This is a genomic window from Anaerobacillus sp. CMMVII (assembly GCF_025377685.1).
Lineage (GTDB): Bacteria > Bacillota > Bacilli > Bacillales > Anaerobacillaceae > Anaerobacillus.
On sequence record NZ_JACEHK010000010.1, the window covers coordinates 400284 to 412465 of the forward strand.

Here is a 12182-nt window from a genome sequence, read left to right on the forward strand (position 1 = left end):
GGGAAACATGAAATTCAAGAAAGTAGGAAAAAATAGTAAAGTCATTATAGGAGGTCGTTTTTAAATGTTCCACACGAATTAATAAAAGAGCTTTTATAATATGTTAGGGTTCACAATACATTATTATAGTAGAATAAGGAGACAAACATGGAAATAGAAAAAACATATTATTGTAAAAGTTGTAAAAAGGAGACTTTACATAAAATAAGGGAAGATGCCCTGGAAATAGAGTACCATTGTTTAGAGTGCGGGTCAGATGAAGAAGTTGTAAAAACCTTTTTTTAATAGGCTCTTTTCGTAAACTTTGTGGCTTTTAGGTCGTAACCAAGCATTCGCTTGGTTACGACCTAAAAGCTAATAGCAACAATCTTTTTAATATTAGAAAATTTATCTATCGATACCTGAGGGAAAGCGCCCGTAGTTTCGATAGGATAAGCATTTGCAGTGTGAAGGGAGAGTACCTTGGAAATTATAGAACAAAAACGAAAGTATAATTTATATACATATTCATATCATGAGGACGAGCAGGACTTGTGTTATTTAGAAATGCGCGCTTTATTTGGGTTTGATACTCCATCTAGTATTTTAGTAAGCGATGTTTTCATTGATCCTAGTAGGAGTCCATTTATTAAAGAAAGAATAGAAGTGATTTGTGAGGGGATAAGCTTTGGTAATCTCGTCGAGCAAGTGAAAAAGCTTTCTATACTAAAAAAACCTTCAAGGTACAATATATTCAAAATCGCGACCTCAGCAAAGAACAAAAAGTTGGCTTTGAAGAGAGGCGGAAGTTTGAGCGGGGAATAGGGCTAGCCCTGAAAGGTAAAGTGGACTTATCTTCACCTGACTGTTTATTAGGGATAATGCAAGTGAATGGACGCTGGGTATTTGGTAGATTATCGTTAGCAGAAGCGGTTTGGTTTAAGCATCAAAATAAACCGGTAAACTACTCAACAGCCCTTGGTACTCGGCTGGCGAGAGCGATTGTAAATATTGCAGTTCCAAATCCAGTAGAAAAAAAAGCTATTGATCCATGTTGCGGTATAGGTACTGTCCTTATTGAAGCACTTTCGATGAATATAAATATAGTAGGAAGTGATCTTAATCCTCTTGTACTTCCAGGCACAAGGAGGAATATTACTCACTTTGGATTTTCAACAGACGTCACTTTATGTGATATCCGAAGTATAACAGATGATTATGATGTAGCAATTATTGACATGCCATACAATCTTTGTTCAGTGTTACCATGGGAAGATCAACTAGAAATGCTTCAAAGTGCACGCAAATTTGCTAAAAAAGCAGTTATTATTTCTATTGAACCGCTTGATTCACTTCTTCATAGTGCCGGCTTTGAGATTATTGATCGCTGTGTTGCCAAAAAAAGCACATTTTCACGAGAGGTTCTTGTGTGTACTTGACGGATCCCCCTAAAAAAAGCCTTTTCCATACCAGTATATCGAAAAAAAAGCCTTATCCTAAGGATAATGGGTTCCGTTTCTTATCACAAATATTAAAAATGCAAGTCAAAATGAGTGCAAATTTACACTTGAAATTTACACTCAATTTTTATTGGTGTAAAGCCATTTGGGGAGGGAAACATAAAAATTTGTATAGTGAAATGCACTCTAGAATGTAGGGGTACAATGGCTGTTGTACCCCTACAATTTTGCCTCAAGTTGATATACAATTTATCTTACAAAAAATTTAAAATAACCGTAGATTTTCCGGTTAAATTGCAGATAGAGTTTGGTTCAGCGGAAATAAGCGGAGATTTTCCGGTTAAGCAAAGCAAAATCAACCATTTTCACGTTTTTTGAGTAAATAGTCGGAATTATTCCGTCTATTTTAGCTATTTTTAGTGCTATTTTTTAAATAAGGGAAATTTCTCCGCTTATTTATGAACCCCTACTGATTCCCTCATCTGATTCCGTTCTTTTAAGGTTGGGGAAGGAGCAAAAGATTTTTGGGGGATTCAATAGGCAACCAAAAGGGCTCAGAATAGTGAACTGAGCCTCTTTTTTGGTTGCAAAAACAGATACAAAAGACCCTACAAATTGGGCTACATTTTCGGGTTTTGCGACAGGAAACTGAACCCGTTATCCTAAGGAAAGTCTTTTTCAAATATGAAATGGATTACTTAAGTTATTGCACTGTTACTTCATCTTGTTGAAAGGTTTGCTCTTGGAGATGCTTTGTAAAGAAACTGTAAGACCATACTCCAGCTAAAACTGAGATGATAGTAATGGCAGAGATGACTATGTAAAGCTGAGAACCTGAATAAATATAAAAGGTTGGAGAAATGGTGAAAAAGATTGAAGATATTGATACTAGGAAACTTCTTAATAGATTATTCAACGTTAAGCCCATTAGTAAAAAAAGCATAAATGGAAGAATAATGCTTAGTAGACCTACAATTATCACCATATGAACCCATAACATATATAAAACCTCCTTTAATGTAACCGCTTAATTTTAAGTGTTCATAAATACGTCACTAAATGTTCACTGATTTGTCACAAAGTTCTTAATGTAAGTATAATACACTACATTCTTTCTGTATGTAGGTTAATTTTGGTATTTTTGAATTTTTGTAAAAATTAGCTGCTATGAAGTGAAAAAGAGGTTGTCCTATAGGACAACCTCTTGGTATTTCGATCTACTATTGACCTTGTTTTGCCGTTACTTTTGCAGAAGAAATAGGACCTGTAACTAATTGTTTAATGATAAGAGTTGGCCCTCCGAGGCAAAATAAGTATTTGGCCTCAATGATTTGCTTCATAAAAGCAGCAAATTTACCTTTTATCACAAACTTCCCGACTTTTCCAACTGCAAAGTAATCACTAATAGAAGCAACAGAACCTTGATGACGATAATGAAACGGCTTTAATTCTGTTCCGCGAATGGCAGCAACAATATTTTCTGCACAAATAGGGCCTTGTTGTAGCGCAACCTGGGCAGTAGGTGGTAGTGGCGTTTTTTCATCCTGCATAAATAACGCGTTATCGCCAACACAGAAAACATTTTTCAACGTAGGAATTCGTAGGAACTTATCTACTTCCATTTTTCCACGAGTTGTTTTTAAACCTGCTTCTTCAAATAGTTGGTGACCGCGAACTCCACATGACCAAATTAATGTTTTAGTTGCTATTTCTCCAGAATCGACTTTTACATAATTTTCATTACATTCAAGGATTTTTGTAGAAGTCATCACTTTAACTCCCATTTTGTTAAGAAGCTCAGTCGTGTAAGAAACAGCAGACGGCTCAAAACCAGGTAGTAGATTTGGAGAAGCTTCAATATTTATGATTTGGATCTTATCAAAAGGAATATTATGATGTTTTGCTAGTTTTGGAAGTTTCTCAACTAGTTCACCAACCATTTCAATTCCAGTAAAACCTGCACCAGCAACTGCAAATGTTAGTCTAGCGGGATCATGATCCTCTTGATACATTGTAAATTGTTTTTGAATGTGGTGATAGATAGCTTTAGAACTTCTGAAACTACGAATCTTAAAAGCATGTTCGTTAATGCCAGGGATACCAAATGTTTCAACCTGAAATCCTAGTGCAACAACTAAATAATCATAGCTAATTGCCTCGCCATTATCCAATAATACTTGATTTTGATCAAAATCAAGGGAGGAGACTGTGGCTTTTTTAAACTTAATTTTAGCTATATCTATTAATTCCTCAATTGGTAAGGCAATCTTATTGTCTTGAGCAGTTCCTGCTCCAATTTTATGCAACTGAGTCGTAATGTAATGATACGAATGTTTATTAATAAGAGTGACATCAGCCTCTCCTGATTTTAATAGTTTTTCTAATTTCTTCGTTGTAATAATTCCGCCATACCCAGACCCTAAAATAACAATTTTTGGTTTATCCATTGATGATCTACCCCTTTTAAAAGTGTCAATTAATGTGAAAATATTCACATGTTATTAAGTAAAAAAAGAGCGTTAAGCTCATTCTTTGTGATTTCGTTCACAATATTTTTAATATAGTTACAAGAATACGATAATATAAACAAAGCTACAAGTATTATTTAAGAGAAAAATGTGTCTAATTTTTGAACTGCAAGCGTATTTGTTTGAGTAGACTGAAATATATGCCTTGCCGAGTACAAAATTAATGCTAACAATTCTGAACACCTAAGAATCCTCGTGACGAGGAAATAGATTATGAAACTCTTTAAGTTGAATATATTTTTAGGGTTCTTCGTAAACATGTAGAAATACATATTGATGAAGGAGAGATAAACTTGTTATTAGTATGTAAATGCCATATAAAGGAAGGGCTTCATTTCTTACAGGCTCCCCATATTGCAGCAATTAAGGAAAAGAACTTTAAAGGCATTTGTGTATTTTGTGAAAGATTAGCAGAGTATAAATTTTTTTATTCGGTACCAACTCCAAAAAGTCATCGAGTTAAGGTGAAAGAGATGATACAAAAACAAAAAGAGAACCTTACTCGTTAATTTCTACCTCGTTGAAGAGAGAGGACGATCAGATTATGCTATAATAATTAACAGTTGTTGTGCCTAGTAATCATTTAAGTTAGATGATTACGAGGTACACTTTTAACCACCTTTTAGGTTAAATAAAGGTTAAAAATAGAAATGTAGGACACTCAAATGAAGGTTCAATATATAGAATAGAGGGGTATAAATTTTGATTAGTGATTTAACTGAAAAAGTAATTATTGTAACGGGTGCTAACAGTGGAATTGGATTAGAAGCAGCTAAAATTTTATCACAACAGGGTGCACAAGTTATTTTAGCCGTTCGAAATCGACAAAAGGGTGAAGAAGCTATAGCATCAATACTAAACGGTAATAAAGAGGCAAAGGTGGAAGTCATGGACTTAGATCTATCTGATTTAAATAGTGTTCGCACTTTTGCACAGGCATTTCTAGAACAGTATAACTCTTTAGATCTATTAATTAACAATGCTGGAGTCATGACTCCTCCGTATGAAAGAACAAAGGAGGGCTTTGAGCTTCAATTTGGAAGTAATCATTTAGGGCATTTTGCTTTAACCGGATTGTTATTGCCGTTATTAAAGAAAACTTCTAATTCTCGTGTAGTAACATTAAGTAGTATAGCCCACCGAGGGGCATCGATTGATTTTGATAACTTAGACGGTTCAAAAGGTTATAAGGCGATGAAGTTTTATCGTCAAAGTAAGCTAGCTAACCTATTATTTGCTAAAGAACTAGACAATAGATTAAAACAACATGGGCTCCCGACAATCAGTATTGGCTGTCATCCGGGGATTACTTCAACAAACTTATTTAAATTTGGTAAGAGAGACTCATCTAATCTTTTAAAGACTTTATTAAAATGGTTTTTCCAACCTGTTGAAATGGGAGTTCTTCCGACTATATATGCAGCAACCTCAGAAGGGTTACGTGGTGGAGAGTACATTGGACCAGATGGAAGAGGTAATAGAACAGGGAATCCCGCCATTGAAACGCCAGCTGCAAATGTTTATAATCAAGAAATGATGAAAAAGTTATGGGACACTTCTGAGGAACTTACTGGTGTTGTCTATGATTTTCAGTAACCATAATTTTGTATGAGAAATAGCTATACTATTGACATGTAAAAAATAGTATGGTAAATAAAAATAAGGATTAGCACTCGCTTATGTAGAGTGCTAATCCTTATGTCATCTCAGTAAGCCATTCGAAACACTATAAAATAAAGGAGAGGTTATCATGACAAAAACACAGTTTAAAGCAGAGTCCAAACGGTTATTAGAAATGATGATTAACTCTATTTACACTCAAAAAGAAATTTTTCTTCGTGAATTAATTTCTAATGCCAGTGACGCAATTGATAAGCTTTACTACAAAGCTTTAACAGACGAAAGTCTAACGTTGACAAGGAAAGTTATTACATAAAAGTTACTGCTGACAAAGAAAAGCGTGTCTTAAAGGTAATTGATACTGGGATTGGGATGACCAAAGAAGAACTAGAAAATAACCTTGGGACAATAGCTAAAAGTGGTTCTTTAGCATTCAAAAAAGAAACTGAACTGAAGGATGGCCATGACATCATTGGACAATTTGGTGTGGGTTTTTATTCTGCATTTATGGTAGCGGATGTTGTATCCGTTGTGAGTAAAGCTTTGAATAGCGATCAAGCCTACAAGTGGGAATCAGAGGGAGCAGATGGCTACACTATTACTCCTTGTGAGAAAGATTCTGTAGGTACAGAAATTACGATGAAGATAAAAGAGAATACCGAAGATGAAAGTTACGATGAGTTTCTTGAAGACTACCGGTTAAAACAAATCATTAAGAAGTACTCTGATTTTATCCGCTATCCGATAAAAATGGATGTTACTGAACGTCGACCAAAAGCTGAGAACGACAACGAACCTGAAGAGTATCAGGTAGAACAAACAATTAATAGCATGGTGCCAATTTGGCGAAAGAATAAATCTGAACTTACAACAGAAGACTACGAGAATTTTTATACTGAGAAGCATTACGGATTTGATAAGCCTTTAAAACATATTCATATTAGTGTTGATGGTACAATTCGTTATAATGCTATTTTATATATCCCGGAGAAACCCCTTTTGACTATTACTCAAAAGAATTCGAGAAAGGATTAGAGTTGTATTCAAGTGGCGTTTTGATAATGGATAAATGTGCTGATTTATTACCAGATTACTTCAGCTTCGTCAAAGGAATGGTAGACTCAGAAGATTTATCACTGAACATCTCGAGAGAACTATTGCAGCATGACCGTCAATTAAAACTCATTGCTAAAAATATCAAAAGTAAAATTAAAAGTCAGCTTCAAGCGTTGTTGAAAAATGAACGCGAGAACTATGAAAAATTCTATCAATCCTTCGGTAGGCAGCTCAAATTCGGCGTTTACAATGATTTTGGCATGAACAAAGACGAGCTCCAGGACTTATTAATGTTTTATTCTTCAAAAGAGAAGAAACTCGTTACGCTAGATGAGTATATTTCAAGAATGCCTGAAGAGCAAAAATACATTTATTATGCAACAGGCGATACGAACGAACGCATTGAAAAGCTTCCACAAACAGAGCTAGTAGCGGACAAAGGATATGAAATCTTATACTTCACAGATGATATTGATGAATTTGCGATAAAAATGTTAATGACTTACAAGGATAAAGAGTTTAAATCTGTATCAAGTGGTGACCTAGGAATTGAAACAGATGATCAACAAAATGATGATCAGGAATTGAATGAGAACCAAGAGCTTTTTGACTATATGAAAACTGTTTTGGCTGATAAGGTAAAAGATGTTCGAGTTTCAAAAAGGTTGAAAACCCATCCAGTTTGCTTATCGACTGATGGAGAAGTAACAATTGAAATGGAAAAGATCTTAACAGCAATGCCAGATAATCAGAATGTTAAAGCGGAAAAGGTACTAGAGCTAAATAGCAATCACGAAGTGTTTAAGGCATTAAAGAAGCCTTTACAAAAGACAAGGAAAAATTGGCCCTTTATACGAACTTACTATTTAATCAAGCGTTGCTCATCGAAGGTCTACCCCTCCATGATCCATTGGAGTTTACTAATGACGTTTGTAAAATTATGGTATAAACCTAAAAGCACACGCCATTTATGGTGTGTGCTTTTATATTATAGGCTGTTTTCGATTAAAGAGTGCTGTACTTGAAACACTTAGGACTCGGGGTATCTTTTCTATCATACGATTTGTTAAACGGGAATAAATATCTGTTTTTGCCCCGAGTGTATTTTAAATAGCCTCAATGTTTACAAAAATATTATAAGGTTATTGAAATGAATAAAATGGAATTAGAAACAATCAAGAATGCTTTACTTGGGCAAATTCAGATAGTTTATCGTCTTTCATATCTAGATAGAGATTACCTTGCTCATCCATCTGAGCAATATTGACATCCTTTAGGTCTTTAATTGAATTGTTACTAAGGAGTGTTTTGACCCAATTTATATCCTTGCCTAGCGAAGCCAGACTATTCTTCATTAGTTGTCCATCGATAATAAATGTTTGTGGGAGGCCTCTTTTTGGTTTGTGAACATGTACATCCTCTTTATATGCTGGTAATTTTTCTTGTTTTCTTAGTGTAGATAGTGAACCATCCGTTTCAAAAAAAGCAAGCTCAACTTCGTCTAAATAAAAAATCCCTTTTTTACGAAGTAAAAATAACAATTCCTCGTTGTTTAACCTCTCTTTACGCATTCCTTCACCCAAGATTTTTCCATCCTTAATAACAAGTGTCGGCTCGCTGCTAAAAAATTTTCTAGCTGAGATACTTTTTAAAACAGAGTAGTCGATTAAAAGGACGATTAAACAAAAGACTGATAAGGCGACAAGTCCATTTGTTAACGTTACATTTGGGTTAATAACTAGATTTGCAACAATAGAGCCGATAGTAATTCCAGATACAAAATCAAAAAACGTTAACTGCATGATTTGTTTTTTTCCAAGAACTCTACATAAGAAATATAAAACGATAAATGCTGCAATTGTCCGCCAGGTAACCTCATAAATATCGATTGACATTGTTTACACCTCATGATGAAGAAATCTATCTTTAGTATGAACCATAAGAGTAAAATTCACCCATGAATAAGTTAGAAAAGTTCTCCGGTTTCTGAAAGTTGAGAAAATCTGGCATTGAAAAGGCTCATAAAAACGTAAATAAAATAAGAGTGCTAACCCAAAGGAGGCACTCTTATTCTTCGTAACGAACTTTATTTAATCTTAAAAGGTGTTCCATTCGTTCAAGTTTCATTTTTTCCATTTGGTCAACAATACGAAGGATCTTTAGTTCAATTCGCGATATGGCTACAAAGACATTTTCCTTCTGTTCAAGTCGTTGCAGTTGAGATAATGACACATAGGAATGGAGAAGGTTAGGGAGATCCTCTCTAAGGATTCGTTTGATCATGTGGCGTTCTTCAATATCTAATAAATGAAAGTCTGGTGTAATCTTTTCGATATGTTGCAAGACCCGTCCTAACCGATGTTCAATCATAGGATCTACGGCAAGACTTAAATTATGATTTGTAATTCGTTTCATCTCAACAAGTAGATTGCGAAGCTCTTCTTGTTTTTCTGTAAGTGGACTATTTGTTGCTTGAGGGCGAATTTCATGTTCATTATTTTTTACTAATCTACCGATAAGAGCATCATCGAGCATATCTAATTTATATAGAATTCCTTGCAAATAAGGGGAGCGCTTGATAGAACGAACATAGGAATTGCCTTGGTAAGTGTAGTAAATCGTCGCTTCAACAATCTTACCAACACCGTTATTTGTTTGTAAATTTTCCGGTAGATATCGATAATCATTCGTTTTTTTATTGGTGCGTCCGATCCTTTTTGATCACTAAAATCCAAGCGCATTCGCTTTTTTTTAATTTTTAAAAGGATTTTATACTGAGGTGTTTTTCGTTTGAAAAGTCGATTCGTTCTTTCCATTTCAGAAAGCTGAATAATATCTTCAATTAACTTCTCAGTTTCACTGATGAGAGCTTGGCTATATTGATCTGAGATATATTCGTCTTTCACCGGTTTTAGCCTGTCAGGAAGCAAACTTTCAAAGAAAGGTAGTTCAAATAGGCGCGAAAATAAGGGCATGGAAAACCCTCCTCACTAATTGATCTGTTCTTTAGGTATGGTTATTTATGAACAATAAATATTCTATATTTCTGCGGTAACAACCTTCAAATGTTAGAAAAGATGACCCGAGTTTTTAAAAGGCAAAAACGAAATAATTTCTTAATCTAAGAGCTTTTGTTTCATTTGAGTGTTTAACTCATCAAGTTCGAGGATGAATTTTTTACCGCTTTCAATGATGCGTTCATTGGAACTCTCGGTAATTTTTATGGCAGAATACACATCTTCATAAGCTTTACGGAACGTTTCAATGGCAATGGCAGGCTCTTCTAACATCTTTAGGGTTTCCTCAGTGTTAGACTTTAACATTTGCGCATTGGATAGAAGCATGGCCTCTGTTGCTTCATTAACATTTTTCACAGCGTCAATGACTGTTTTTTGATTTCCTAATGCTAACTGAATCGAGGCTGTTACCGTAATAATATTTTTCGTCATGGTAATTGCGTTGAAAATCGCTTCTTCGAGTTTTTCGTTGTTCTCCACGATTAAATCCACGCTTGCTAAGGATTGTTGTAAAACAAGAACGGCCTGAGACATATTTTTGATACGAGAAATAACCTTTTGTTGACCTTTGACTAGTGCTGTCTTTTTGTCAGCCCATGTTTCATCGGTCATTTTTTCTTCAAGCATGTTATTTAATTTTTTTCCTACTTCAATTTGGTCGTTAAGACCGTGAATTCTTGAAATTGCCACTTCCTTTAATTGATGGAGCATAACCGTATCTTCTTGCAACTTATCTTTGCCGACAAGAAGAGCACTAATGATGTTTTCTACCTGAGATTCTACTGTTTTATACTTTCTAGCGTATTGCTCCATAGGGTTTCTTCTTAATAAACGATCAACAAATCCTTGCACCTGTCCTTTTTTTAAATGGCTAGGCTCGAGCTCAGAGACAATTTCCCTTAAACGGAGTAAATTTTTTGGTAATTCATTATTCGGCTGGTCCATCATTTCTTTTACAGGTCGTTTAAGTGCCTCCAAAGACTCTCCAGCACTTTTCTGGGCTTCAGTTCCTAGTCCATTTAACTGTTCGAGTAAACGATTCATATCATCTTCATTATTTAATGGCTTAAAATATTCTTTAACTTTTGGATCTATCTCTAATTTAAATTTGTCTTTGTCTTCCATAATTTTTACCTCCAACCTTTTCTTATCTTACATACGGAATAGGTATAGAAAATGTTTCAATTATCGCCAAATTTCACCTGTGTTGTGTGAATTTCGATTTCGAACTAATTTGGGGGAATTTTGGATGATGAAATCCAATAAATTATATAATGAATCATAAGCGGCTTCAAGGCTTTACTGGTCTTGAACGAAAGGAAAAGGAAAAGTCTTATGACTTTTCCTCATTTAGTGAATTTCATCATTACCATAACCGAACCATTTCAATCTAAATGTAGTTGCGAATGGTTTATACCCAACTACATTTAGAACTTAATAGCGAAGATAATGAATGATGAAATTCATACATTAGGAAAGAAAGAAAATGTAGTAGCTAGTAATAAAATACGTAAACAGGATCAGGATTGAAGGAATGGAATAGTTGAACGTCGTTCTTGGCCTAACCCTGATAAGTAGGTAAAAGGTAACCAAATAAAGGAAGATGGTTAGAGAAGCTGTTAGTTCATGAACAGGTTCTACATGCACTAGCAAAGGTCCTTGGCGATAAAATATATCTGTTCCACATAATATAAGGATGTTGAACAAATTGCTTCCTAAAATTGAGCCGATAGCCAGATTGAAATTTCGCAATCTACAAGCAACAAAGCAAGCAACCGCTTCGGGTAAGGAAGTGGATGCAGCAATTAAAAAACTACCTACAAAGCTTGCTCCAAGTCCAGTAACGACAGCGATTCTGTCACCTGTTATGGTTAACGCTGTCCCAGCTACCAAAATAATAATTGACGCGATAAGAAAACGTGCCATAGCTTGACGAGCAGATAAGGGTGGCAAGGCAGCTTCGCGTGGAGGATTTTCTTCTTTATTCTTGGGCGTTTGCTTCAATTTTGACATGATCAACATTCCAATAATATATCCAGCAAGAATAACAAACGTATCGATCCCAATTCCTAAAATGATGTACATCACATTTAAGCGTAAGGAAAATAAAATAATAAACATTAGCCCAATCCCAATCCCAATTGTGTAACGATGTTGGGTCCAAACACGTTCAAAAACTTGATCTTTACGGAAATAAAGGTCTAAAGTTGCAAGGATGACCAAGTTGAAGACATTACTACCCAATATGCTACCGACGGCTAGATCAGGGTTATCTAGAATAATCGCCGTATAACTCGTTGTAATTTCAGGAAGTGAGGTAGCTCCCGCTAATAACATCGAACCTATTAGCATTCCGCCAACGGCTGTTTTTTCGCTGATGACATCAGCGTATGTGGAAAGTTTTGTAGCTGTTAAAACAGTGATCATTGCCACAAGAAAAAAAACTAAAAATAACATTCTTTTCACCTCTCGAATTGAGGATTATTTCTAACTGTGTATTGATTATCATGCACTTATTGATA

At 35.0% G+C, this 12182-nt stretch carries 9 protein-coding genes and 2 pseudogenes; 4 read left to right on the top strand and 7 right to left on the bottom strand.

The annotated features are described in order from the left end of the window. Positions 1-546: 546 nt before the first annotated feature. A pseudogene (locus H1D32_RS15575) lies at positions 547-1418 on the top strand (TRM11 family SAM-dependent methyltransferase). A gap of 724 nt (positions 1419-2142) precedes the next feature. Here the strand turns inward: H1D32_RS15575 and H1D32_RS15580 are convergent. After that, positions 2143-2439, bottom strand: a complete 297-nt coding sequence (locus H1D32_RS15580) for a hypothetical protein (RefSeq protein ID WP_261179196.1) — start codon at positions 2437-2439, stop codon at positions 2143-2145. Between the two features lie 220 nt (positions 2440-2659). Beyond that, positions 2660-3886, bottom strand: coding sequence for an NAD(P)/FAD-dependent oxidoreductase (locus H1D32_RS15585; RefSeq protein ID WP_261179197.1), 1227 nt, complete (start codon positions 3884-3886; stop codon positions 2660-2662). Between the two features lie 374 nt (positions 3887-4260). Between H1D32_RS15585 and H1D32_RS15590 the strand changes: the two genes are divergently transcribed. The 3 genes and pseudogenes from H1D32_RS15590 to htpG all read left to right on the top strand — a co-directional run bounded on the left by H1D32_RS15590 (position 4261) and on the right by htpG (position 7592). Beyond that, complete coding sequence (locus H1D32_RS15590) at positions 4261-4476, top strand: hypothetical protein (RefSeq protein WP_261179198.1); 216 nt, start codon at positions 4261-4263, stop codon at positions 4474-4476. Positions 4477-4672: 196 nt separating this feature from the next. Then, a complete protein-coding gene (locus tag H1D32_RS15595; protein WP_261179280.1) occupies positions 4673-5563 on the top strand; it encodes an oxidoreductase in 891 nt (296 codons plus the stop codon). 154 nt (positions 5564-5717) lie between these two features. Further along, positions 5718-7592, top strand: a pseudogene (htpG, locus tag H1D32_RS15600) (molecular chaperone HtpG). A gap of 226 nt (positions 7593-7818) precedes the next feature. On the opposite strand, the gene H1D32_RS15605 reads toward htpG, so the two are convergent. The 5 genes from H1D32_RS15605 to H1D32_RS15625 form a co-directional block, all read right to left on the bottom strand. Further along, a complete protein-coding gene (locus H1D32_RS15605; protein WP_261179199.1) occupies positions 7819-8538 on the bottom strand; it encodes a DUF421 domain-containing protein in 720 nt (239 codons plus the stop codon). A gap of 172 nt (positions 8539-8710) precedes the next feature. Further along, entirely contained in the window at positions 8711-9205 is a 495-nt protein-coding gene (locus H1D32_RS15610) for a hypothetical protein (RefSeq protein ID WP_261179200.1), read from the bottom strand. Beyond that, entirely contained in the window at positions 9181-9618 is a 438-nt protein-coding gene (locus tag H1D32_RS15615; RefSeq protein ID WP_261179201.1) for a hypothetical protein, read from the bottom strand. Before H1D32_RS15615 ends, H1D32_RS15610 begins: the two co-directional genes overlap by 25 nt. A 141-nt stretch (positions 9619-9759) precedes the next feature. Further along, complete coding sequence (locus H1D32_RS15620) at positions 9760-10785, bottom strand: toxic anion resistance protein (RefSeq protein WP_396126213.1); 1026 nt, start codon at positions 10783-10785, stop codon at positions 9760-9762. A gap of 345 nt (positions 10786-11130) precedes the next feature. Continuing rightward, positions 11131-12117 carry a sodium:calcium antiporter gene (locus H1D32_RS15625; protein WP_261179202.1) on the bottom strand — a complete coding sequence of 329 codons (987 nt, stop codon included), beginning with the start codon at positions 12115-12117 and terminating at the stop codon, positions 11131-11133. Between the last annotated feature and the right edge of the window lie 65 nt (positions 12118-12182).